The organism is Mesorhizobium sp. B2-3-5, assembly GCF_006442395.1.
GTDB lineage: Bacteria > Pseudomonadota > Alphaproteobacteria > Rhizobiales > Rhizobiaceae > Mesorhizobium.
This window is the reverse complement of record NZ_VFVX01000006.1, coordinates 84,269-109,698: the sequence shown is the minus strand read 5'-3', so window position 1 is coordinate 109,698 and position 25,430 is coordinate 84,269. Positions and strand designations below refer to the sequence as shown.

17 protein-coding genes are annotated in these 25,430 nt (G+C 63.3%); 12 read left to right on the top strand and 5 right to left on the bottom strand.

The features are described 5' to 3' along the window. Positions 1 to 25: 25 nt before the first annotated feature. The 8 genes from FJ958_RS09855 to FJ958_RS09820 all read left to right on the top strand — a co-directional run bounded on the left by FJ958_RS09855 (position 26) and on the right by FJ958_RS09820 (position 9,486). A complete protein-coding gene (locus FJ958_RS09855; RefSeq protein ID WP_140741991.1) occupies positions 26 to 958 on the top strand; it encodes a DUF3445 domain-containing protein in 933 nt (310 codons plus the stop codon). Between the two features lie 112 nt (positions 959 to 1,070). Then, the gene (locus FJ958_RS09850; RefSeq protein ID WP_140741989.1) at positions 1,071 to 2,516 is read left to right on the top strand and encodes a homospermidine synthase; all 1,446 of its coding nucleotides are present in this window, start codon (positions 1,071 to 1,073) and stop codon (positions 2,514 to 2,516) included. Between the two features lie 181 nt (positions 2,517 to 2,697). Then, positions 2,698 to 3,075, top strand: a complete 378-nt coding sequence (locus FJ958_RS09845; protein ID WP_140741987.1) for a hypothetical protein — start codon at positions 2,698 to 2,700, stop codon at positions 3,073 to 3,075. A 261-nt stretch (positions 3,076 to 3,336) separates the two neighbouring features. Further along, positions 3,337 to 5,466 (top strand): 5'-nucleotidase C-terminal domain-containing protein, encoded by a 2,130-nt coding sequence (locus FJ958_RS09840; protein ID WP_140741985.1) that lies wholly within the window; start codon positions 3,337 to 3,339, stop codon positions 5,464 to 5,466. 143 nt (positions 5,467 to 5,609) lie between these two features. Continuing rightward, complete coding sequence (hemH, locus tag FJ958_RS09835; RefSeq protein ID WP_140741983.1) at positions 5,610 to 6,671, top strand: ferrochelatase; 1,062 nt, start codon at positions 5,610 to 5,612, stop codon at positions 6,669 to 6,671. 52 nt (positions 6,672 to 6,723) lie between these two features. After that, on the top strand, positions 6,724 to 7,935 hold the full coding sequence (locus tag FJ958_RS09830; RefSeq protein ID WP_140741981.1) for an FAD-binding oxidoreductase: 1,212 nt from the start codon (positions 6,724 to 6,726) through the stop codon (positions 7,933 to 7,935). Between the two features lie 120 nt (positions 7,936 to 8,055). Beyond that, entirely contained in the window at positions 8,056 to 9,006 is a 951-nt protein-coding gene (locus FJ958_RS09825) for an SPFH domain-containing protein (protein ID WP_140741979.1), read from the top strand. 15 nt (positions 9,007 to 9,021) lie between these two features. Next, the gene (locus FJ958_RS09820; RefSeq protein ID WP_140741977.1) at positions 9,022 to 9,486 is read left to right on the top strand and encodes an NfeD family protein; all 465 of its coding nucleotides are present in this window, start codon (positions 9,022 to 9,024) and stop codon (positions 9,484 to 9,486) included. A gap of 161 nt (positions 9,487 to 9,647) precedes the next feature. Here the strand turns inward: FJ958_RS09820 and FJ958_RS09815 are convergent, their stop codons facing one another. Next, positions 9,648 to 10,649 (bottom strand): KpsF/GutQ family sugar-phosphate isomerase, encoded by a 1,002-nt coding sequence (locus tag FJ958_RS09815; RefSeq protein WP_140741975.1) that lies wholly within the window; start codon positions 10,647 to 10,649, stop codon positions 9,648 to 9,650. Positions 10,650 to 10,855: 206 nt separating this feature from the next. Here FJ958_RS09815 and FJ958_RS09810 point away from each other — a divergent pair, with 206 nt between their 5' ends. Next, positions 10,856 to 12,640 (top strand): outer membrane beta-barrel protein, encoded by a 1,785-nt coding sequence (locus tag FJ958_RS09810; protein WP_181176345.1) that lies wholly within the window; start codon positions 10,856 to 10,858, stop codon positions 12,638 to 12,640. Between the two features lie 112 nt (positions 12,641 to 12,752). Here the strand turns inward: FJ958_RS09810 and galU are convergent, their stop codons facing one another. Then, positions 12,753 to 13,667, bottom strand: coding sequence for a UTP--glucose-1-phosphate uridylyltransferase GalU (galU, locus tag FJ958_RS09805; RefSeq protein WP_181176357.1), 915 nt, complete (start codon positions 13,665 to 13,667; stop codon positions 12,753 to 12,755). Positions 13,668 to 13,867: 200 nt separating this feature from the next. Here galU and FJ958_RS09800 point away from each other — a divergent pair, with 200 nt between their 5' ends. Both FJ958_RS09800 and FJ958_RS09795 read left to right on the top strand, forming a co-directional pair. Then, positions 13,868 to 15,091 (top strand): lytic murein transglycosylase, encoded by a 1,224-nt coding sequence (locus FJ958_RS09800; RefSeq protein WP_140741969.1) that lies wholly within the window; start codon positions 13,868 to 13,870, stop codon positions 15,089 to 15,091. Positions 15,092 to 15,215: 124 nt separating this feature from the next. Next, a complete protein-coding gene (locus FJ958_RS09795) occupies positions 15,216 to 16,445 on the top strand; it encodes a DUF459 domain-containing protein (protein WP_140741967.1) in 1,230 nt (409 codons plus the stop codon). A 98-nt stretch (positions 16,446 to 16,543) separates the two neighbouring features. Here FJ958_RS09795 and FJ958_RS09790 read toward each other — a convergent pair whose 3' ends face one another. Together FJ958_RS09790 and gltB are read right to left on the bottom strand one after the other, a co-directional pair. After that, complete coding sequence (locus tag FJ958_RS09790; RefSeq protein ID WP_140741965.1) at positions 16,544 to 17,998, bottom strand: glutamate synthase subunit beta; 1,455 nt, start codon at positions 17,996 to 17,998, stop codon at positions 16,544 to 16,546. Between the two features lie 141 nt (positions 17,999 to 18,139). After that, entirely contained in the window at positions 18,140 to 22,876 is a 4,737-nt protein-coding gene (gene gltB, locus FJ958_RS09785) for a glutamate synthase large subunit (RefSeq protein ID WP_140741963.1), read from the bottom strand. A 469-nt stretch (positions 22,877 to 23,345) separates the two neighbouring features. Between gltB and FJ958_RS09780 the strand changes: the two genes are divergently transcribed. Further along, positions 23,346 to 24,398 carry a low specificity L-threonine aldolase gene (locus tag FJ958_RS09780; RefSeq protein WP_140741962.1) on the top strand — a complete coding sequence of 351 codons (1,053 nt, stop codon included), beginning with the start codon at positions 23,346 to 23,348 and terminating at the stop codon, positions 24,396 to 24,398. Positions 24,399 to 24,521: 123 nt separating this feature from the next. Here the strand turns inward: FJ958_RS09780 and FJ958_RS09775 are convergent, their stop codons facing one another. Further along, positions 24,522 to 24,989: an Hsp20 family protein gene (locus FJ958_RS09775; RefSeq protein WP_140741960.1), complete on the bottom strand. Its 468-nt coding sequence runs from the start codon at positions 24,987 to 24,989 to the stop codon at positions 24,522 to 24,524. Between the last annotated feature and the right edge of the window lie 441 nt (positions 24,990 to 25,430).

Genomic DNA, 25,430 nt, shown 5'->3' with positions numbered 1-25,430 from the left:
GGCCCGGAGAATGTGACAGTCGAAAATGAGTCTTCGCCAACCCACCCATACGCCCTATGACGGCTCCTCGAAACTCTTCACCATCGGGCTGAAGCCGCTCGACCCCGCGGACTGGATCGAGATCGACGACCATCTGCCAGCGTATCTCGCCGAGAAGCGCCGGCTTTACGCCGAAATTCCGGAGCGGGTCTTCGTCGAGGAGAACGGCACGCGCGACGCCCAGCAGGAAGTGCTCGACCTGCTCGGCGCATACCTGCCTCAGAGATTTCCGGGCACCTATAGGCGCACCGATGCGGGCATCGAAATTGTGGGCGCCACGAAGCAACCTGCCCTGCCTTCCGGTATCAGCAGCGCGCCGCTCGTCGAAGCCTCCCTGCTGGTTCAGGAAGACCTGATCCTGATGCGCCGCGACGACAGCGGCTGGCGGCTCGCCGCGGGTTCGCTGTGCTTCCCTTCGTCCTGGTCGCTCAATGAAAAATTTGGCAAGCCGCTGCAGCAGATCCACGCGCCGGTGCCGGGCTTCGGCCCGGGCACCAGGCCGGCGGAGCTGATCAACCGCATGTTCGACGGCCTGCAGGGGCAAGCCGTCGAACGCTACAACTGGTCGATCCAGTCGGGCGATGCGCTCTACCATCCGCTGTCCAATGTCGAGCGCATCGACCGCGCCACGAACCGGCCGACACGCTTCCCCGACGGTGACGTCAAGGCGCACGCCTTCATCCGCGTCGAACGCCAGACGCTGCGCAAGCTGCCCTTTTCGCGCGACATCCTGTTCACCATCCGAATCCATCTCGACCCGCTCGCCGTGCTGGCGCGGCACCCCGACCGGGCGACGCTCGCAGTGTCCTTTGCCGCCCAGATCAAAGAGCTCGATCTTACCCAACTCGACTACAAGGGCCTGACACCGGACCGCGACCGGCTGGTGTCGGTCCTTAACCACATGGCCATGGATGGCTAGCCGCGGGTTGGCGCTTTTCGCTGGTTTATGACAATGATCTGTGATGTAGCGCATGGCCGTTGGCGAAAATGCCTGGCTTTTTTTGCACGTGTCTGAAGGAGTGCTCGATAAAATGGCGAATGAAAACTGGCCTGTTTACGGTGAGATCACCGGCCCTGTGGTGATGATCGGCTTCGGTTCGATCGGACGGGGAACGCTGCCTCTCATCGAACGCCATTTCAAGTTCGACAAGTCGCGCATGACGGTCATCGACCCACGCGATACCGATCGCAAGCTGCTCGACGAGCGCGGCATCGCCTTCGTCCAGGAAGCGGTGACCGAGAAGAACTACAAGAAGCTTTTGACGCCGCTTCTGACCAATGGCGGCGGCCAGGGCTTTTGCGTCAACCTGTCGGTCGATACCGGTTCGGTGGACCTGATGCGGCTCTGCCGCAAACTTGGCATGCTCTACATCGACACCGTCGTCGAGCCATGGCTCGGCTTCTATTTCGATGCCAAGGCCGACAATGCCAGCCGCACCAACTATGCGCTGCGCGAAGCACTGATCAAGGAAAAGCACGACAAGCCGGGTGGCGCCACCGCCGTCTCCACCTGCGGTGCCAACCCGGGCATGGTCTCGTGGTTCGTCAAGCAGGCGCTGGTCAACCTCGCCACCGACCTTGGCATGGACTTCTCGGAGCCGGCACAGGACGACCGTGAGGGCTGGGCCAAGCTGATGAAGAAGACGGGCGTCAAGGGCATCCACATTGCCGAGCGGGACACCCAGCGCACCAAGAAGCCGAAGCCGATGGATGTGTTCTGGAACACCTGGTCGGTCGAGGGCTTCATCTCGGAGGGTTTGCAGCCGGCCGAACTCGGCTGGGGCACGCACGAGAAATGGATGCCCAAGAACGGCAAGAAGCACAAGCATGGCTCCAAGGCCGCGATCTATCTGGAGCAGCCCGGGGCCAACACCCGCGTGCGCTCGTGGTGCCCGACGCCTGGCCCGCAATACGGGTTGCTGGTGACGCATAACGAGGCGATCTCGATCGCCGATTTCTTCACCGTGCGCTCCAAGAAGGGCAAGGTTCAATACCGCCCCACCTGCCACTATGCCTACCATCCCTGCAACGACGCGATGCTGTCGCTGGACGAGATGTTCGGCGCCGCCGGCAAGCCTCAGCCGGTGCACCACGTGCTCGACGAGAACGAACTGGTCGACGGTGTCGACGAGCTCGGCGTCCTGCTCTACGGCCACGACAAGAATGCCTACTGGTACGGCTCGCAACTGTCGCTCGCCGAGGCGCGCAAGCTGGCGCCTTATCAGAATGCCACCGGCATGCAAGTCACCTCGGCGGTCCTGGCCGGCATGGTCTGGGCGCTCGATAATCCCCAGGCCGGCATCGTCGAGACCGACGAGATGGATTACAGGCGCTGCCTGGACGTGCAGTTGCCTTATCTCGGGCCGGTCAAGGGTTACTACACCGACTGGACGCCGCTCGACCGGCGCCCGGGCCTCTTCCCCGAGGATCTCGACCGTAGCGACCCGTGGCAATTCCGCAACATCCTCGTCCGATAGCGTCGCGCGCACCCTGCGCCATTGCCTTGCAATCGCCCGGAAATCGGGCGATTGAAGAGATGCGGCCTGGGCAGCGTGCGTCTTGTGGGACGCACGCCCGCTCCAGCACTTTGGACGTTCGCATCATGCTTTCCAAAATCGGATCCGATCTTTGGGCTGATGCGTTTGGAGAGGATTTCACATGACTATTGCGCGCAAAGTTCTTTCGATGGGCGTGGCGGGCGCCATTGCCACGATGCTCGCGGCCTGTACCACCAGCGGTCCCGACGCGCCGCCGATGGCAGCCGCGCCAAAGGGCGTCGAAGGGTCGTGGATCGATGCCAAGGGCACCGGCCTGTCGACCTTCAACGGCGGAAAGTTCACGACCGTCGCCACCGATACCGGCCAGAAGCTTGCCGATGGCAGCTACACGATGACCGGCCCAACGTCGGTGCAGATCAACGGCACCTCACTGATCCGCCAGACCGGCGTCAGCTTCAACTGCCTGCTGGTGTCCACCAGCCAGCTGAACTGCACCAGTTCAGCCGGCCAGAACTTCGTGCTGACACGGCGCGTCTGAACCAGCAGACATCGGACTCATCGGGGACGGCGGCCACTGGCCGCCGTCCTTTTTTTGCGTTTGCAAATACCCCGGGTTTTGCGTTTGCAAATACCCCGGGTTTTGCGCTTGCAAATACCCCGGGGTTTGCGCTTGCAAATACCCCCGGTTTTGCGCTTGCCTCAGCCGGAACACGATGGGAACATGGTCAAAACGCTGGCTGTTATATCCCAGTCAAGCAAGCGCGTTAAACGCCTCTGATCAGCCTACCGGGAGACGAAGATGAAGAAGCTTGCCGCCATTGCCGCCCTTTCGGCATCGACGCTTGGCCTGTCGGCCGGCGCATCCTTTGCCGACTACACACTGAACATCCTGCACATCAATGATTGGCACAGCCGCATCGAAGGCAACAACAAATATGAAACGACCTGCTCGGCCGACGAAGAGACCAAGGGCGAGTGCATCGGCGGCGCGGGCCGGCTGATCACCGCGATCGCCCAGGAACGCAAGAAGCTCCAGGGCCAGAACGTGCTGTTGCTCAGCGCCGGCGACAATTTCCAAGGCTCGCTGTTTTATACGACCTACAAGGGCAAGGTCGAAGGCGAGTTTCTCAACGACATGAAGTTCGACGCCATGGCGCTCGGCAACCACGAGTTCGACGACGGCGAAGCGGCGCTGGCGCCGTTCCTCGACATGATCAAATTCCCCGTGCTTGGCGCCAATGTGAAAGCCAACGCGCAGTCCAAGCTCGGCGACCGCGTCAAGCCATCGATCGTCGTGGAAGTCGGCGGCCAGAAGATCGGCATCATTGGTGCCGTCACCAACGACACGCCCGAACTCGCCTCCCCCGGCCCCAACATCGCAATAGAGGACGACGTCAAGTCGATCACGGCGGAGGTCGAGAAGCTGCAGGCGCAAGGCATCAACAAGATCATCGCCGTGACCCATATCGGCTATAACAGGGAGCGTGACATCATTGCCAAGATTCCCGGCATCGATGTCGTTGTCGGCGGCCACAGCCACACGCTTCTGTCCAACACCGACCCGAAGGCCGCGGGGCCTTATCCGACGATGGTCGACAATCCCGGCGGCTACAAGGTGCCGGTGGTGCAGGCGGCGTCCTATTCGAAATATCTCGGCGAGTTCAAGGTGGTGTTCGACGACAATGGCGTCGTCAAATCGGCCAGCGGCGATCCGGTCTATCTCGATAAGTCGATCCCGCCGGATCCCGCCGTGCTCGCACGCATCAAGGAACTCGGCGCACCGATCGAGGCCCTGAAGAACAAGGAAGTGGCCGAGACCACCGATGTCGTCGACGGCAGCCGCGAGAGCTGCCGCGCCCGCGAATGCACGATGGGCAACCTCGTCTCCGACGCCATCCTCGATCGCGTCAAGGGACAAGGCGTCGAGATCGCCATCTCCAACGGCGGCGGCTTGCGCGCCTCGATCGACAAGGGCACCGTCACCATGGGCGAGGTGCTGACCGTTCTGCCGTTCCAGAACACGCTGGCGACCTTCCAGATCTCCGGCAAGGATCTGGTCGCGGGGCTGGAAAACGGCCTCAGCCAGATCGAGGACGGCGCCGGGCGCTTCCCGCAGGTGGCGGGCCTCAAATATTCCTTCGACAAGTCGGTCGCGCCCAATGCCGGCCGCGTCAAGTCGGTGGAGGTGATGGAAAACGGCGCCTGGACGCCGATCAAGCCCGACAAGGACTATCTGGTCGCCACCAACAATTACGTGCGCCAGGGCGGCGACGGCTACAAGGTCTTCGCCGACAAGGCCAGGAACGCCTACGACTATGGCCCCGGCCTCGAACAGGTCGTTGCCGACTATCTCGCAGCCCATCGGCCCTACACGCCCAAGCTCGACGGCCGCATCACCGAGATCGCCGCGACGACAGCGGCAGCTCCCGCTGCTCCGGCAACCGAACCTGCCAAGCCGGCCGAGGCGGCTCCCGCGGCCCCGGCACCAGCGGATGCCGCCAAGCCGGCAGAACCGGCCAAGCCCGCCGAGGCCGCGCCTGCAATGCCGGAACCGCCCGCCAATTCAGGCGAAATCGCCAACACGCCACCTGCCATATCGACGGAGGGAGCGCCGCCCCCGCCTGCTCCGCCCGCACCCGCCCCGACGACGCCGGCGCCTGCCGAACCGGCAAAGCCAACCGAGACCGCCCCGGCCGCGAAAGTTCCTGCCGAATCCGCGCCAATATCCACACCATCAGAACCGGCAAAGCCGGCTGAGGCCGCGCCAGCCGAGAGCAGCCATGTCATCGTTGCCGGCGATACCTACTGGGACTTGGCAAAGAAGGCCTATGGCGACGCGACCAAATGGAAAGTCATCTATGAAGCCAACCAGGGTCAAAGGCCGCACCGGCTTATGCCCGGTGCCACGCTGACCATCCCGGCGAAGTAGCGTCACTTCGCCTTTCCCACGGACACCCGCGGGAACCGGGCGGGTGTTCTGTTTTCGGCTGGAAACGCGGTAAGGTGCGGCCAGACGCGGCATTGAAAACCGGCGGGCCATCGCTAGTTTCACGCCGTGTCCGGAGAACCCTTATGACGCTAACCACCGCTGTCGATCACAAAGCCGCCAGGCCGGTTGGCCTGACGGCAGGGCACGCGCCCGCCGGAGCCGGCAAGGTCGGCGTCATGCTGATCAATCTTGGCACGCCCGACGGCACCGGTTTCAAGCCGATGTGGCGCTATCTCAGGGAATTCCTGTCCGATCCGCGCGTCATCGAGCTCAACAGGGCGGTCTGGTATCCGATCCTCTACGGCCTGGTGCTCACCACGCGGCCGAAGAAATCGGGCGCCAATTATGCCCGGATCTGGAACCAGGAGAAGAACGAGTCGCCGCTGCGCACCTACACGCGCGCCCAGTCCGAAAAGCTGGCCGAGGCACTGCGCGACCTGCCCAATGTCGTCGTCGATTGGGCGATGCGCTACGGCAACCCCTCGACTGCGAGCGTCGCCCAAAGGCTGCTCGCGCAGGGCTGCGACCGCATCCTGACCTTTCCGCTCTATCCGCAATATTCGGCGACGACGACGGCCACCGCCAATGACCAGTTGTTTCGCGCCTTGATGAAGATGCGGGCGGCACCGGCCATCCGCAGCGTGCCGCCCTATTATGCCGAGCCTGTCTACATCGAGGCGCTCGCCTCCTCGATCGAACGGCATCTGGCAACACTCGATTTCGAACCGGAAATCGTCATCACCTCCTATCACGGCATCCCGAAACCCTATTCCGACAAGGGCGACCCCTATCAGGCGCATTGCCTGGAAACGACACGGCTGCTGCGCGAGAAGCTCGGCTGGGACGAGAAGAAGCTGATCACAACCTTCCAGTCCCGCTTCGGCGCCCAGGAGTGGCTGCAGCCCTATACCGACAAGACCGTGGAGAAACTGGGCAAGGACGGCGTCAAGTCGATAGCCATCGTCAATCCCGGCTTTTCCGTCGACTGCATCGAGACGTTGGATGAAATCGGCCGCGAAGCCGCCGAGACCTTCCACCACGCCGGCGGCAAGAACTTCGCCCATATCCCTTGCCTCAACGACAGCGCCGAAGGGATGGCGGTGATCGAGGCGATGGCGCGGCGCGAACTGTCCGGCTGGGTCTGAGACCGGAACAACGGCCTCTCCGCAGCGTTGAGCCGCGCTTCCGGAGAATTCGATGGCCCGCAAACTCGACCTCAGCACTGGCCGGCCTGTCTGGTCCGCCTATCGGGCACCCAGCGTGCCGACTTCGGCGCTGACCCGCGACACCAAAGCGGATGTGCTCATCATCGGCATGGGCATCAGCGGCGCCATGATGGCCGAAGCGCTGACGGCGGACGGCCACTCCGCCATCTGCATTGACCGGCGCGGACCGCTGAAAGGTTCGACCGCGGCAACCACCGCACTGGTGCAGTTCGAAATCGACCAGCCGCTTTCAATTCTATCGAAGACGATTGGCAAGGCCTCCGCCGAGCAGGCCTGGCGGCGCTCGCGGCTCGCCGTTTCCAATCTTGCCGCCCGCATCGCCGAACTTGGCATCAACTGCGCCCTAAGCCGCAGCCAATCGCTCTATCTGGCCGGCACCATGCTCGGCCCTTCGCAACTCCGGGGCGAGGCCGAGGCGCGGCGCGAGGCCGGCATCGACGCGACCTACCTCACATCAGCGCCGTTGGCGCAGACATTCGGCATCGATCGCGATGGCGCCATCCACAGCCACGGCAACATCGCGCTCGATCCATGCAAACTGACGGCCGGGCTGTTTCTCAAGGCACTGGAACGCAAGGCGCGCTTCCACGCGCCCGTCGAAGCGACAAGGATCGAGGACGGCGCCGACGAGGTGGTCGTGGCCACGAAAGACGGCCCGATCATCACGGCACGGCAAATGGTGCTGGCCACCGGCTATGAACTGATCGACATCGTGCCGGCGGCGGCCCACCGGATCATCTCGACCTGGGCCATCGCGACCTGCCCGCAACCGCGAAAGCTCTGGCCCCGGGCAGCCTTCGTCTGGGAAGCGTCCGACCCATACCTCTATGTCAGGACGACGGCCGACGGCAGGGTCATCTGCGGTGGCGAGGACGAGGATTTTGTCGACGAAACGCGGCGTGACGAGCTGATCGCCGACAAGAGCGCGCGCATCGCCGCAAAACTTGGCCGGCTGTTTCCGCATCTCGACGTCAGGCCTGAATTCGCCTGGACCGGCTCCTTCGGCACGACGACCACCGGCCTGCCCTATATCGGCGCCATTCCCAGGCACCCTCGTATCCACGCGGTGATGGGTTACGGCGGCAACGGCATCACCTTCTCGCGCATCGCCTCCGAGATCGTCTCCGCCTCGATCCGCGGGCTGGACGACATGGATGCAGGACTATTTGCCTTCAACCGTTGAGCGCAACCCGCAAACAATCCCTCATCACCTGATTGTAACGTTGCTGAAACACACTTAAGTCTTTGGTGAAGCCGGCTGCGCGGGAATGGCTCTCGCGGCCTGCCTCTGAGGGAGAGCCAAATGGATTTCAGTGGTTTCGATATTGCGGTCGTTGTTTTGGTCGCGCTTGTCGTGCTTGTGCTGTTCAAAGGCATCAAGACAATTCCGCAAGGCTACAACTATACCGTCGAACGTTTTGGCCGTTACACCAAGACACTGACACCTGGCCTCAACCTGATCACACCGTTCGTCGACCGCATCGGCGCCAAGTTGAACATGATGGAGCAGGTGCTTGACGTTCCGAGCCAGGAGATCATCACCCGCGACAACGCCATCGTCGGCGTCGACGGCATCGCCTTTTTCCAGATCCTCAATGCGGCGCAGGCGGCCTACCAGGTTTCGGGCCTGCAGAACGCCATCCTCAACCTGACGATGACCAACATCCGTACCGTCATGGGTTCGATGGACCTCGACGAGTTGCTGTCCAACCGCGACGCCATCAACGAGCGCCTGCTGCGTGTCGTCGACGAGGCGGCGCATCCGTGGGGTATCAAGATCACCCGCGTCGAGATCAAGGACATCAATCCGCCGGCAAACCTGATCGAATCGATGGGCCGCCAGATGACCGCCGAGCGCAACAAGCGGGCGCAGATCCTCGCCGCCGAGGGCCTCAAGCAGTCGCAGATCCTCGAAGCCGAAGGCCGCAAGGAAGCCGCCTTCCGCGACGCCGAGGCGCGCGAGCGCTCGGCCGAGGCCGAAGCTCGCGCCACCCAAGTGGTGTCGGAAGCCATTTCCAAGGGCGACGTGCAAGCGTTGAACTACTTCGTCGCCCAGAAATACACCGAAGCACTGACCAGGATCGGTTCGGCCACCAACAGCAAGGTGGTGCTGATGCCGCTCGAAGCCTCGTCGCTGATCGGCACACTCGGCGGCATTGGCGAGATCGCCAAGGAAGTCTTCCGCGGCGAAGGCACGGCCGGCGCGCAGCGGCAGGCAGCACGTCCGCCTGTTGTCAGGCCCTCCGACAACTAAGATCGGGCCACTGTCATGATCGACCATATCGTTTCGGAACTCGGCCCGTGGAACTGGATGGTTCTGGGCTTCGTGCTGCTGGTGGTGGAGGTTGTCGCGCCGGGCTTCTTCATGCTCTGGATCGGCATCGCCGCTCTGATCGTCGGCGCGGCGTCGCTGCTGATCTGGGATGCCGCCATCTGGAGCTGGCAGGTCCAGGTGCTCGTCTTCCTCGTGCTGTCGCTGGTTTCAGCCTTCGTCGGCAAGAAACTGATGGGCGGACGCGACCAGCCGACCGACCAGCCGCTTCTCAATCGCCGAGGCGCGCAGCTGGTCGGCAGGATGGCGACGCTCGCCGAGCCGATCAAGGACGGCCGTGGCCGCATCAAGCTTGGCGATACGTTGTGGCGCGTCTCCGGCCCGGACCTGCCGGCTGGCACGCAGGTGCGCGTCACCGCAGCCGCCGATACCGATCTGGAGCTGACCGTGGAGCGGGTCTGAGTTTCAGACAGCGCCAACGCCCTAAGGTGTTGAGATTCAGGTCAGGCCGAGTCGAGAAGGATGGCTTTCGAGAACCGGAGCGGAGCGTGCTTGAAGTACGTGAGCACCGGAAGCGCAGAAAGCCGTCTTTCGCAGGCCGGCCTCACCCGAATATCAATACCTTAAGCTGCGCCGATGCGCAGTAGGTCATGGAAGTGCACCACGCCCAGCGGCATGTTGTCTTTCGTTACCACCAGCGCGCCGACATTGTGCTCGTTGAGGAGCGCGATTGCCGTACCGGCAAGCGTCTGAGGGTCGACCGTCTTGGGCGTGCGCGTCATCACATCGTCGACGACGACGTCGGCGAGATTACGATGCAGGTTGCGCGCAACGTCGCCGTCGGTGATGATCCCTGCCAATTCGCCGCTCGCGTCGACGATCAGGACGCAGCCGACCTTCTTCTGCGACAGCGTCATCACCGCTTCCGGCATCTTGGTGCCGAGCGGAGCCAGCGGAATCTGGTCGCCGACCCGCATGATCTCGGAAACCACGGTCAGGTTGGCGCCCAATTGGCCGCCGGGATGGAAGGTGCGGAAATGATCCGGCGTGAAACCGCGCGCCTCGAGCAGCGCGATCGCCAGCGCATCGCCCATGACCAACTGCAGCAGCGTCGACGTCGTCGGCGCCAATCCGTGCGGACAGGCCTCAGGCGTACGCGGCAAAAGCAGCACGATGTCGGCCGCGCGCGCCAGCGCCGATGTCTCGCCGGAGGTGATGGCGATGAGCGGGATGGAGAATCGCCTGGAATAAGTGACGATGCCCATCATCTCCTTGCTCTCGCCCGACCATGATATGGCGATGATCGCGTCGTCCTTGGCGATCATGCCGAGATCGCCATGGTTGGCCTCGACGGGATGGACGAAGAAGGCTGGCGTGCCGGTCGAAGCCAGCGTCGCCGCGATCTTGGAGCCGATATGGCCGCTTTTGCCGATACCGGTGACGATCAGTCGGCCATCGATCTTCGAGATCATGTCGACGGCCTGCGCGAAAGGCGCGGCCAGTCCGTTCTCGAGCGCTTCGGCCAGGGCGGCGATTCCCGCCTGCTCGGTTGCCACCGTTCTCAGCGCCGAATCGATCGACGCTTGCCTGTCCAGTGGCTTCTTATCGAGGGATCTCGCATGCATGGATGATGCGATTAGCGCTTTGCCATCCGCCTGTCCAACAGAAACGGCGCTGAGACCAGACCGGAAAGGCCTCGCGCGCAGAGCGCGAGCCTGCGAACAGCGGCGCTTTAGCCGACCGAGCAACCGCTGCCTCAACCCTCCGTTAACCATCCCCATTTACGGTTCGGTAAGTATGGCGCGCGGGCGCCGCGCAAGCAGTGGTGGCAATGTCCGGGGCCCAGCCAGAAAAATCAAGAGGACGACAGGGCAAGGCGGCATGTGCCTTGTTGCTGGCGACCAGCATGCTCGCCTTGCTGCGCCCGGCTCCGCTCCATGCCCAGGAAACGGAGCTGCGCGGCGAGGTTTCCGAATCGGCGATCCTGTCCGATCGGCAACGCAAGGCAAGGCGGTTGGTCCTCGCTGCCCAGGGCCAGCAACAACCGGCCAATGCGGCGCAGGACGACACGCAGCCGCGCGCCTATTTGCCGGCCAGCGCCGGCGCCGTCCCTGACGGCACGGACACCGATGCCGCCACAGGCAGCATTTTCGATCCGCCGCAGGCGAACGACGACACGTCCACCGACAATCCGACGCCTCCCAAGCCCCGCCGCCGCCCATCGACTGCCGGGCAGACCGCGGCGGATAAGGACAAGACCAAGGCCGGCGCCAAGGCGGCCGACAAGTCGAAGAAAAAGAAGACGACCACCGCAACCACTGACACCACCGGGGCCGTGACCGATGGCAGCGACACCGCCGCGACGGACCAGGAAGCGGCCAACCGCCGCGCCCTCACCATCGACAGCGCCGAGCGGCAGAAGCTCGACCCCGGCGCCGAGCGCACCGCCGCCATCGAACGCCTGAACAAGAAGGCCGAGGACGATCCGTTCGCCGCTACCGGTGTCAGATGGGGGTCCTTCACCATCCGGCCGACGATCGAACAGGGCCTGACCGCCACGACCAACGGCGATTCGAGCAGTGCCGGCACATCGGCGCTGCTGTCGGAGACGGCGCTGCGCTTTTCAGCGGTCTCCGACTGGCGCGAAAACTCCGCCACCATCGACGGCTACGGCCTGTTCCGCGAGACCGTGTCGGGTTACCCGGTTCACAATGGGCAAGGCCGCATCGAAGGCCAGTTCAATATCGACCTCGACAATGAACTGCGCGCCATCGCCAAGCTCGGCTACGAAGCCGTGCCGGAAACGGCCTCATCACCCAACGCCATTGCCGGCGTCAGCACCCAGCCGCTGCGGCAGACGATCGACGGCAGCCTCGGCATCGAGAAGGCCGTCGGCAAGATGCAGTACACGTTGACCGGCGCGGTCTCGCACGACTTCTATGGCGACGCGAAACTTTCGGACGGCACCTCGCTGTCGCAGAAGGATCAGGACTCGACGCTCTACACGGCGACCCTGCGCACTGGCTACGAAATCTCCCCGGCCCTCACCCCGTTCACGGAAGTCGAGCTCGGCCGCCGGATCTATGATCAGCACATCGACAATGAAGGTTTCGAGCGCTCCTCGACGCGCTTCGGCGCCCGCGCCGGCCTGCAACTCGACATGGGTGAGAAGCTGTCGGGTGAATTCTCGGCCGGTTGGCTGCGGGAAGCGCTCGACGACAAGAGCCTGGAGCCTATTTCAGGCGCGACCGTCAACGCCGATCTCAAATGGTCGCCAGAGCGCGGAACCACGATCGGCCTGACCGGCAAGACCACTGTCGAGACCACGACCACACCAGGTGAAAGCGGCGATATCCTCTACTCCGGCCGCTTGACGGCCGAGCGGCATATCCGGGCCAACCTTACCGGCAATGCGGCACTCGGCCTCGATTGGCGAGACTATATCGGCATCGATGGCCATGACAGGATCCTGAGCGCCGAGGCCGGCCTGACCTGGTGGCTGAACCGCTATGCCGGCCTCACCAGCCGGGTGAGAACCGAAAAGCTGACCAGCAACCTGCCCGGCCGCGACTACACCGCCAACAGCATCTATCTCGGCGTGAAAGTGCAACGCTGAGGACGTTTTGAGGTTCATCATCCTGGGGCGTAGCAAGGAGCGAAGCGACGCGGCGCAGACCCGAGGATGACGAAGGCGCGGGGCCTGCGGTCGGCCAAACTCGCCCCGCGACCTAAAAAGCAGCGCCGCGCCGCTCCGAGGGCTTCATCTCGTCGAGAAGTGTGCGGATGACGCCGGCCATGCTATGGTTCATGTCGCTGCGCCACAGCGCGAAAGCAACATTGGCCTCCACAAAACCTTCCGGCGAGCCGCAGTCGAAAGTGCGGCCCTGATAGTGATAGCCATAGAAGGACTGCTGCTTCTCCAGCTTCAGCATCGCGTCGGTGAGCTGGATTTCGTTCCCCGCGCCCTTTTCCTGGCCTTCGAGTATCTTGAAAATCTCCGGCTGCAGGATGTAGCGGCCGTTGATGTAAAGGTTGGACGGCGCGGTGCCGGTCTTCGGCTTCTCCACCATCTCGGTGATGCGGAAGCCGTGATGCCTATCCTCGCCGCGGCCGACAATGCCGTATTTGTGGGTCTCCGCCGGGTCACATTCCTGCACGGCGATGATGTTGTTGCCGGTTTCCTCGTAGAGTTCGACCATCGACTTCATGCAGCTCTTTTCCGACTGCATGATCATGTCGGGCAACAACAGCGCGAACGGCTCGTCGCCGACCAGTTCGCGCGCGCACCAGACCGCGTGGCCAAGGCCGAGCGGCACCTGCTGGCGGGTGAAGCTGGTCTGCCCAGGTGCCGGCTGCAGCCGCTGCAGGCGGGCAAGCTGCTCGTCCTTGCCACGCTGGGCCAGCGTGTCATAGAGCTCGAACTGGATATCGAAATGATCCTCGATGACCGCCTTGTTGCGGCCGGTCACGAAGATGAAATGCTCGATGCCGGCTTCGCGGGCCTCATCGACAACATACTGGATGACCGGCCTGTCGACGACGGTCAGCATCTCCTTGGGAACAGCCTTGGTGGCTGGGAGAAACCGCGTACCGAGGCCGGCGACTGGGAAAACTGCCTTGCGAACTCTCTTCATGCTTTCAATTATCCATGTGATGGCCGGCTCCGCAATCCCGTCAGTCGACATTTTCACGCCGGAATTGAGGATTACTTGCACAACCGAGGGGAGCTTCCACCGGTAAAGCATCAAGGTGTCTTTTCGTTCCAGACGACGCCTATGGTAAACCAATTCCTAACCCGGTTCGGCGATGAATGGTCTTTCCTGAGATAGAGAAGGAGGAAAACATGTCCGTTCGCAATGCCGCAAAACGTTTCACCAGCGTCATGACGGCGGCCAGCCTCTCGCTTGCGCTGCTGATGCCCGCCGGGCCGGCCCTCGCCGACGCCGGTTTCCGGCAGTGGGTCGCCAGCTTCCGTGCCACCGCCGTGGCGGGCGGCGTTTCCGGGTCTGTCTATGACCAGGCTTTCCGGGGCATCAACGAGCCCGATCCGGTGGTGCTGGAAAAGGCCCGCACGCAACCGGAATTCACCGCGCCCGCCTGGGATTATTTCGACAACCGCGTGCATGACCAGTCGGTGGCCAATGGCCAGGCGATGGCGAAAAAGTGGAAGCCGTGGCTGGACAGGATCGAGGCGAGGTTTGGTGTCGACCGCTACGTCCTCCTGGCGATATGGTCGATGGAATCCAACTATGGCGAGATCCTCAAGCGCGACGACATCATGCGCAATGTCATCCGCTCACTGGCGACTTTGGGCTATGGCGACCCGAAGCGGTCGAAATATGCCCGCACGCAGCTGGTCGCGGCCCTGAAAATCCTGCAGACCGGCGACATCGACGAAAGCCACCTGATGGGCTCGTGGGCCGGCGCCATGGGCCAGACCCAGTTCATCCCAACCAGTTACCAGCACTACGCCGTCGACATGGACGGCAACGGCAAGCGCGATATCTGGAATTCCATCCCCGATGCGCTGGCGACCGCGGCCAATCTGTTGAAGAAGAACGGCTGGCAAGCCGGCAAGACCTGGGGCTACGAAGTCACGCTGCCGGCCGGCAAATTGCCCGGCGGAGCGAAGACGCTGGCGCAGTGGGAGACGCTCGGCGTCGTCAGGGCCAGCGGCAAGCCGTTCAGGAACCTCACGGACAAGGCGACACTGAAGGTGCCGGACGGCCGTGGCGGACCGGCCTTCTTGATGATCAGGAATTTTTCGGTCATCAAGGCCTACAACAACGCCGACAAATATGCCCTCGCCGTCGGCCTTCTCGCCGACGAGATCGCCGGTGGCAGCGGCCTGGTCCAGGACTGGAACCGGCCCTTCACCAAGCTCAGCTTCGAGGAAAGGCAGGAGTTGCAGAAGCGGCTTTCGCAGCACGGGCTCTATGATGGCAAATTCGACGGCAAGATCGGGGACGGCTCCAAGAGCGCCATCATGGCCTATCAGGCAAAGGTCGGCTTGACCCAGGACGGCTATCCGAGCATGGAAGTGCTTAAATGGCTCAGGCAAAAATAGAGCCGGCCACGGCCCCGCGCGCGTTTCTGGCGCACGCATCGGCTGCCGGGGAACTTTGAACTTGCGCCCGGCCCTGAAACCGGCTCCGGTTTGCGGGATCAGGGGCAAGGGGATGGAGGAGTGATTGGTTTCGGCCGCGCGTATCGCGATCCTTGTTCGTCGCACGCCGATCCTGATTCTGGCGATCGTCCTGCTGGCGATCGGCGCCGCCGGCGCCTTCCATGCGCCGGCCCTGGCGCAGGAGCAGCAGGATCGCGGCTGGTCGTTGCGCGACCTTCTGTTTCCACGCCGCAGCGAGCGGGTCGAGCCGCCGCTCGACGTCCAAAAGGCAAGACCGAAACCCAAGGCCAGAAAACCCCGAGCGCCCCGCCCGCCCACGGAACCTGAAACCCCGATGGTCGAAAAAACGCCGGACGCCCGCACCGTCCTGGTGGTTGGCGACTTCATGGCTGCAGGCCTCGCCGAGGGTCTGGACACCGCTTTCGCTGACAATCCCGGCGTCAACATCGTGGCGCGAAGCAATGGCTCCTCCGGCTTCGTGCGCGATGATTTCTACAACTGGCCGGAACGGATCAAATCCCTGATCGAGACCGAGAAACCGGCCGTGGTGGTCGTCATGCTGGGCTCCAACGACCGCCAGCAGATGAAGGTCGGGGACGTTCGCGAGCAGCCCAGGTCGGAGAACTGGACCAAGGAATATGAGCGCCGCACAGATTCACTCGGCAAGGCCATCGCCGCCGCCAAGGTGCCTTTCCTGTGGGTCGGCATGCCGGCCTTCCGGCTGCCGAAGATGACCTCCGACATGCTGGCCTTCAATGACATCTATCACAAGGCTGCTGAAAGCAATGGCGGCGAGTTCGTCGACGTCTGGGATGGGTTCGTCGATGAGAACGGCGCCTTCGTCACCAGCGGTCCCGACATGAACGGCCAGCCCGTGCGGCTGCGTGCCGATGACGGCATCAACGTGTCGAAGGCCGGCAAGCGCAAGCTCGCCTTCTACACCGAAAAGCCGCTGATGAAGATCCTGGGCCTGGCCGCGCCCGGCGGCGTGACCCCGGCAGCAGTGTCGGCGGGCGCGCCCGTCGAGGCACCGGGCCCAGCGGCCGCACCGATCGTGATAGACCGCACGGCACCGATGCTGCTCAGCGACCCGGCGTTCGACGGCGGCACCGAACTGCTCGGCGCGGCTCCTCCGCCGAAAGCCGATCCGGCTCTCCCCGGTGAAAGACTGATGATCGAGGGCAAGGCGCCGGAGGCTTCGCCGGGGCGCGCCGATGATTTCTCCTGGCCGCCCAAGGCAAATCCGGCGGCCACGGCTGCGGCGGCCGATACCACGACGTCGGTCACCCCTTAGAGCAATTCCAGGAAAAGTGTGAAACGATTTTCCGTCCGGAATTGCGTCAAAACAAGGAGCTAGAGCAGATTGCCGTTTCTGTGAAACGGTGAACTGCTCTAGCGGGGCAGGACGCTCGACCCCATCAGCGCCTCGTCGATCGAGCGCGCCGCCTGGCGGCCTTCGCGGATCGCCCAGACGACCAGCGACTGGCCGCGGCGCACGTCACCAGCCGCATAGAGCCGGTCGACGCTGGTCCTGTAGTCGCGGTCATTGGCTTCGACATTCCTGGAGCGGCGGCTGTCGGTGACGATCTTCATCTCACCCTCCAGCTCCTTCGCCACGCCGGCCACCGCCGGGCCGGCAAAGCCGATGGCGATGAAGGCGAGATCGGCGCGGATGACGAATTCGGTGCCGGGGATCGGCTTGCGCTTCTCGTCGACCTCGCAGCACTTGACGCCCGTGAGTTGGCCTTCCTCGCCGATGAATTCGAGCGTCGCCACCTGGAACTCGCGCTCGGCGCCCTCGGCCTGCGAGGACGAGGTGCGCATCTTGGTCGCCCAGTACGGCCAGACAGCGAGCTTGTCTTCCTTCTCGGGCGGCTGCGGACGGATGTCGAGCTGGGTGACGCGCACCGCGCCCTGACGAAAAGCGGTGCCGACGCAGTCGGAGGCGGTATCGCCGCCACCGACGACAACGACATGCTGGCCGCTGGCGATGATCGGATGCGACGGCCACGCAACCGACTGGATCGGCTCGCCGCCGACGCGGCGGTTCTGCTGCACCAGATAAGGCATGGCGTCGTGCACGCCGCCGAGATCGTCGCCCGGAATATTGGCCGCGCGCGGCGTCTCAGACCCGCCGCAATAGAGCACGGCATCATGCTCGGCCAGCAGTTCGGCGACCGGCTTGTCGACACCGACATTGACGCCGCAATGGAAGGTCACGCCCTCGCCCTGCATCTGTTCGATGCGCCGGTCGATATAGTGCTTCTCGATCTTGAAGTCGGGAATGCCATAGCGCATCAGTCCGCCCGGCCGGCTCTCGCGCTCATAGACATGCACGTCGTGGCCGGCGCGGCCCAACTGCTGGGCGGCGGCCATGCCGGCGGGGCCGGAGCCGATGATTGCGACCCGCTTGCCGGTCTTCTTCTCCGGCGGATAGGGCCTGATATGGCCGGTCTCGTAGGCCTTGTCGGCGATCGCCTGTTCCACTGTCTTGATGGCGACCGGAATGTCCTCAAGGTTCAGCGTGCAGGCTTCCTCGCAGGGCGCCGGGCAGATGCGGCCGGTGAATTCCGGGAAATTGTTCGTCGAATGCAGGTTGCGGATCGCATTGTCCCAGTCCCTGTTATAGACGAGGTCGTTCCAATCGGGGATCTGGTTGTGGATCGGGCAGCCGGTCGGTCCGTGACAGTACGGAATGCCGCAATCCATGCAGCGCGCGGCCTGTTTCTCGACCTCCTTGTCCGACATCGGCAGCGTAAATTCACGGAAATGCCGGATGCGGTCGGAGGCAGGCTGGTACTTGTGCACCTGCCGGTCGATTTCGAGAAAGCCTGTTACCTTGCCCATAGTCCAGTTCCTGCTGTCCAGATGGTGCGGTTTTCGCCGCACCCGTTAACCTCTTGAGGCAGCCATGGCAACCTTGCGCCCGAGGTCAAACTGTCGATGAAGGTGGCCGGGAAGCCTGGGCTCCCCGGCAATTGCAAAAGTCTATTCGGCCGCGACGCCCATGCGCATGCGTTCCATCTCGATCAGCGCGCGGCGGTATTCGACCGGCATGATCTTGCGGAATTTCGGCCGGAACGTCGCCCAGTCGTCGAGGATCTCGCGGCCGCGCACCGAACCCGTAAAGTGGACGTGGTTCGAGATCAGCTGGTAGAGCCGCTCCTCGTCATGGCTGGTCATGTCGCCGGAAACGTCGACGCGCCCTTTGTGATCGAGGTCGCCGCCATGGTGCAGCAGCTTTTCCATCAGGTCGTCTTCTTCCGGAACCGGCTCCAGTTCGACCATGGCCATGTTGCAGCGCTCGGCGAAATCGCCGGCCTCGTCAAGCACATAGGCGACGCCGCCCGACATGCCGGCGGCGAAGTTGCGGCCGGTCTTGCCGATGACGACGACGACACCGCCGGTCATGTATTCGCAGCCATGGTCGCCGACGCCTTCGACAACCGCCGCGACACCCGAATTGCGCACCGCGAAACGCTCGCCGGCGACGCCGGCGAAATAGGCCTCGCCCTCGGTCGCGCCATAGAGCACCGTATTGCCGACGATGATGGAGTCGGCCGCGACGATCTTGGCCTCTTCCGGCGGGCGGATGACAATGCGCCCGCCCGACAGACCCTTGCCGACATAGTCGTTGCCGGCGCCGACGAGATCGAACGACACGCCGCGCGCCAGGAAGGCGCCGAATGACTGGCCGGCCGTGCCGGTCAGCTTCACCTGGATCGTGTCCTCACGCAGACCCTTGTGCTTGAAACGCTTGGCGACTTCACCCGACAGCATGGCGCCGGTCGAGCGGTCGACATTGCGGATGTCCACCTCGATCTTGACCGGCTGCTTGGCCTCCAGCGCCGGCTTGGCGAGTTCGATCAGCTTGCGGTCGAGCACGTCGTGGATCGGGTGCTTCTGCCGTTCGGTCCAGTGCACCGCTTCATGCGGCGCATCGGGCTTGTAGAACATCTTCGAGAAGTCGAGCCCGCGCGCCTTCCAATGCTGGATCACGTCGCGCTTTTCCAGAAGGTCGCTGTCGCCGATGATCTGGTCGAGATGGGTGTAGCCCATTTCGGCGAGCAGCCCCCTCACCTCTTCCGCCACATAGAAGAAGAAGTTGATGACATGCTCGGGCGTGCCCTTGAAGCGCTTGCGCAGCACCGGGTCCTGCGTCGCCACGCCGACCGGACAGGTGTTGAGGTGGCACTTGCGCATCATGATGCAGCCGGCCGCGATCAACGGCGCGGTCGAGAAGCCGAACTCGTCGGCGCCGAGCAGCGCGCCGATGATGACGTCGCGCCCAGTGCGCAGGCCGCCATCGACCTGCAGCGCCACGCGTGAGCGCAGACCGTTCAGCACCAGCGTCTGGTGCGTTTCGGCAAGGCCCATTTCCCACGGGCTGCCGGCATGCTTGAGCGAGGTCAGCGGCGATGCACCCGTGCCGCCATCATAGCCCGAGATGGTGATGTGATCGGCACGCGCCTTGGCGACACCCGCCGCGACCGTGCCGACGCCGACTTCCGACACCAGCTTGACCGACACGTCGGCCGCCGGATTGACATTCTTCAGATCGTAGATCAGCTGCGCCAGATCCTCGATCGAATAGATGTCGTGGTGCGGCGGCGGTGAGATCAGGCCGACGCCCGGCGTCGAATGCCGGACCTTGGCGATGGTCGCGTCGACCTTGTGGCCGGGCAATTGCCCGCCCTCGCCGGGCTTGGCGCCCTGTGCGACCTTGATCTGCATCACATCCGAGTTGACCAGATACTCCGCGGTCACGCCGAACCGGCCGGAAGCGACCTGCTTGATCGCCGAGCGCTCCGGGTTCTTGCCGCCGCCGGGCAGCGGCAGGTAGCGATCGGCCTCTTCGCCGCCCTCGCCGGTGTTCGACTTGCCGCCGATCTGGTTCATGGCACGCGCCAGCGTGGTGTGCGCCTCCCTGGAGATCGAGCCGAACGACATCGCTCCGGTGGAGAAGCGCTTGACGATCTCGGCCGCCGGCATGACGTCGTCCAGCGCGGCCTTCTTGCGGCCCGTCTCGTCGGCCAGCTTGATCTTGAACAGGCCACGGATGGTCTGCGCGCGCGCCGTCTCGCTGTCGATCTGCGCCGAATAGTCCTTGAACGTCTCCCATGAACCCTGGCGCACCGCATGCTGCAGGGTGGCGACCGCGTCGGGCGACCACATATGCGCTTCGCCGCGCATGCGGAACATATATTCGCCGCCGACCTCCAGGCTATTGCGCAGCACCGGATCGTTGCCGAAACCATCCGTGTGACGGCTGAGCGTCTCGGCCGAAATCTCATCCAGCCCGACGCCTTCGATCAGGGTCGCCGTGCCGGTGAAATACTGCCGCACGAAATCCGACTTCAACCCGATGGCGTCGAATATCTGCGCGCCGCAATAGGACTGGTAGGTGGAAATGCCCATCTTGGACATCACTTTGAGGATGCCCTTGCCGATCGACTTGATGTAGCGCGACACGACCTCGTATTCGTCGACTTCTTCCGGCAGCTCGCCGCGCTTGTGCATGTCGAGCAGCGTGTCGAAGGCGAGATAGGGATTGATCGCCTCGGCGCCATAGCCGGCGAGACAGCAGAAATGATGCACTTCGCGCGGCTCGCCGGATTCCACGACGAGACCGACCGCGGTGCGCAGTCCCTTGCGGATCAGGTGGTGGTGCACCGCGGCCGTCGCCAGCAATGCCGGAATGGCGATGCGGTCCGGCCCGACCTGGCGGTCGGACAGGATGATGATGTTGTAGCCGCCGGCGACAGCTGCTTCCGCCCGTTCACACAGGCGGTCGATGGCGCCCTGCATGCCGGCCGCGCCCTCGCTCGACCCGTACGTGATGTCGATCGTCTTGGTGTCGAAACGGTCCTCGGTGTGGCCGATGGAGCGGATCTTCTCCAGATCGCCGTTGGTCAGGATAGGCTGGCGCACTTCGAGCCGCTTGCGGCGCGAATTGCCGACCAGATCGAAGATGTTAGGCCGCGGCCCGATGAAGGACACCAGGCTCATCACCAGTTCCTCGCGGATCGGGTCGATCGGCGGATTGGTCACCTGGGCGAAGTTCTGCTTGAAATAGGTGTAGAGCAGCTTCGACTTGTCCGACATCGCCGAGATCGGCGTGTCCGTGCCCATCGATCCCACCGCTTCCTGGCCGGTGGTGGCCATCGGCGACATCAGCAGCTTGGTGTCTTCCTGGGTGTAGCCGAACGCCTGCTGGCGATCGAGCAGGCTGACATCCTTGCGCAGCGCGCGCGGCTCGACCGGCTTCAGCTCTTCCAGGATGAGCTGCGTGTTGGCGAGCCAGGTCTTGTAGGGGTGCTTGGTCGCGATCTCGGACTTGATCTCCTCGTCGGGGACGATGCGGCCCTTGGCAAGGTCGATCAAAAGCATGCGGCCGGGCTGCAGCCGCCACTTCTGGACGATCTTCTCCTCCGGCACCGGCAGCACGCCGGCTTCCGAGGCCATGATGACGCGGTCATCGTCGGTGACGATGTAGCGTGCGGGGCGCAATCCGTTGCGGTCGAGCGTGGCGCCGATCTGGCGGCCATCAGTGAAGGCCACCGCCGCCGGCCCATCCCACGGCTCCATCAACGCGGCATGGTATTCGTAGAAAGCCTTGCGGTCGGCGTCCATGAGCTTGTTGCCGGCCCAGGCCTCCGGGATCAGCATCATCATGGCGTGGCTGAGGCTGTAGCCGCCCTGGAACAGGAACTCGAGCGCATTGTCGAAACAAGCGGTGTCCGACTGGCCTTCATAGGAGATCGGCCAGAGCTTCGAGATGTTGTTGCCGAACAGTTCGGAATCGACCGATGCCTGTCTGGCCGCCATCCAGTTGTTGTTGCCGCGCACCGTGTTGATCTCGCCATTGTGCGCGACCATGCGGTAGGGATGCGCCAGCTTCCACGACGGGAAGGTGTTGGTCGAAAAACGCTGGTGGACGAGGATCAGCGCCGTTTCGAAGCGCGGATCGGTCAGGTCCCTGTAGTAGGCGCCGACCTGATAGGCCAGGAACATGCCCTTGTAGACGATGGTGCGTGCCGACAGCGACACGCAATAGGCGCCGATATCCTTGTTGTCGTTCTCGGCGTAGATGCGGCCCGAAATGACCTTGCGCAGCAGGTAAAGCCGGGCCTCGTATTCCTCATCGTCGGGAATGTCCGATGTGCGGCCGATGAAGACCTGCCGATGGAATGGCTCGGACGCCGCGATGTCGGGCGCCTTCGACAGCGATGAGTTGTCGACGGGCACATCGCGAAAGCCGATGAGCGGCAGCCCTTCCGACTGCGCCGATTCCGCGATGATGTCCTCGATATGGGCACGAAGGGCTGCGTCCTGCGGCATGAACCAGTGTCCGACGCCGTACTGACCGGCCGGCGGCAGTTCGATGCCTTGGGCCGCCATCTCCTCGCGGAAGAACTGGTCGGGAAGCTGCACCAGCACGCCGGCGCCGTCGCCGACGAGAGGATCGGCGCCGACCGCGCCGCGATGCGTCAGGTTCTCGAGCACGGCAAGACCGTCCTCGACGATCTGGTGCGACTTCACGCCCTTCATGTTGACGATGAAGCCGACGCCACAGGCGTCATGCTCATTGCGCGGATCGTAGAGGCCCTGAGCGGCAAGACCATTGGTGGTTCGGCCAATGTCGATTCGAGGCGTATTTTTGACGGCAGCCGCTTTCGTCTGCGCGGCCTGGCCGTTCGTCGCAGAGAGCGTCATATCCGTCATCGTCCTGGTCTCCATTTCAGCCCTGCAGGCGCCGGTTTGCCTCGGCAAGCGCTTGGCTCACCCTGATCCTAGCGGCACGTCTTGCGAAATCCTTGCCGAACCATGCGGCATTCCGCATGGTTCGCATTCGTACAGGCCAGCGTCTGGCCGTCCACCTGTCGCTCGCGGCAACAGCCGGAGAGGCCAATATGTTACGCCAATCCGGCCAGTTTTGTGCGACAAAATAAGACAGCACTACTGTCCTAAATTTTTATGGCAGAATTCCCCGACGCGCACAAGACCGATTCACAAAAAACTTGGAGCTTCAGCGACATAAAATTACGTGAAGCCTGCAGGAAACGTAAGCTTCAGTCGCCAATCCCTGCCAGTCGGCCTGGCTGGCTTTAATGGTTTTCCAGCCTCTGGCCTCTTGCGGTCGGCTCCCGAAACCGGTCAACTCGACGTTGATTTCCCCAACACAGGCAGATGCATGTTCTTCGCTTCCGACAATTGGGCAGGCGCCCATCCCAATATCGTTGCCGGCCTGTCGGCCGCGGCCGACGGCTTTGCCACCGCCTATGGCGACGGCGCGCTCGACCAGGCCGTCTACCAGCGCTTCAGCGAGATTTTCGAACGCGAGGTCGCCGTGTTCTTCGTGGCCACCGGCACCGCCGCCAATTCGCTGTCGCTGACAACCTTCAACAAGCCCGGCGGCATTTCCTTCGCCCACCGCGAATCGCATGTCATCGAGGACGAATGCGGCGCGCCGGAATATTTTTCCGGCGGTTCGCGGCTGCATGCAGTCGATGGCGCCCTGGGCAGGATGGACCCGCACAATCTGGAAAGGGCGATCGGCCGTTTCGCCGGCGAGGTGGTCCATTGGGGCCGGCCGATGGCTGTTTCGATCACCCAGTCGACGGAGGTCGGCACCGTCTATGGCCTGAACGATATCGCCGCGATCTCATCCATCGCCAGGCAGCATTCCGTGCCGCTGCACATGGACGGCGCCCGCTTTGCCAATGCGCTGGCCGCTCTCGATACGACACCGGCCGAGATGACCTGGAAACGCGGCGTCGACATCCTGTCCTTCGGCGGCACCAAGAACGGTTGCTGGTGTGCCGAGGCGATCGTGCTGTTCGACCTCGATCGCGCCAAGGAATTGTCCTTCCTGCGCAAGCGTGCCGCCCAGCTATTTTCGAAGTCGCGCTTCGTCGCGGCGCAGTTCGAAGCCTATTTCAAGGACGGCTTATGGCTCGATACAGCGCGGCATGCCAACGCCATGGCCGCGCGCCTGGCCGCGGCGATCGAGGATTCGCAAACGGCGAAGCTGGCCTGGCTGCCGCAGGCCAACGAGGTGTTCGCGGTGATCAAGAGGGCCGAGGCCGACAAGCTGCAGGCGGCGGGCGCGGTCTTCTACGACTGGCACAAGCCGCATGGCTTCGACGGCCATATCGGCGAGGACGAACTGCTCTATCGCTTCGTCACCAGCTTCGCCACGACCTCGGAGGAAGTCGACCGCTTTGGCCGGCTGATCGCCGGATAGAATCAATCAGTCTCCCGGACAATAAAAAAGCGGCGCCTCTCGGCGCCGCTTCCGTCTCGGGAGGAGACTTCGGAGCAATTCCAGGAAAAGCGTTTTCCGTCCGGAATTGCGGTAGCATAGATATTAAGCTGCAGTCTTGGCCTCGATCTGCTTGGCGTTGGCCGGAGCCGAAGTGATCGCGATCTTGCGCGGCTTCAACTCCTCCGGAATATTGCGCTTCAGGTCCACGAAGAGCAGGCCGTTCTTCAGCGTGGCGCCGACGACGTCGACATGGTCGGCAAGCTGGAAGCGGCGCTCGAAGGCCCTGGAGGCAATGCCCCGATAAAGCAGTTCGGATTCCTCACCGGTACCCTCATCCTTGCGCTCGCCCTTCACGGTCAGCACGTTGCGATGAGCCTCGATAGAGATTTCCTCATCCGAGAATCCGGCAACAGCCATCGAAATCCGGTAGGAATCCTCGCCGGTGCGCTCGATGTTGTAGGGCGGATAAGTCTGCGCGCCATCAGGCTGCGCAAGCGAATCGAGCATGGTGAAAAGACGGTCGAAGCCGACGGTCGAACGGTAAAGCGGGGAAAAGTCAACGTGACGCATGATGTGTTCTCCTGTTGAGCAACATGGTTTGCGTATGGCCGGCACGGAACCCTTGGTTTGGCGTCCCGGATGGACCAGCGGCCCCAATCTTGGCGACCGCTCCAGACATTTGGGGAGCGTCCCAAGGCATTTCAAGATTTTTGCCCGTTGGAAAAAGCGGGCCTTTTGCGCTTGATGAACGGCAGATGAACCGGCGCTTCGGCGCGCGTTCAGACAGCCGCCGCTAAGGTGATTTCAAGATCGAGGACTGGCGGCGCCGAATTGAATGGCAGGTACCGCAACGAGGCCGAACCGGGTGTTAACGTCCCTTCCTCCCGGATCGACAGGGGCCGGAAGCACGCTTTCAAGCGGCTTCCGGCCTTCCCTCTTTGCGGCCCTGCAAAACCTGGATTTGCTTTGCTTTTGATGTATTGGCGTCTATCACCTTGACGAGGCCAGCCG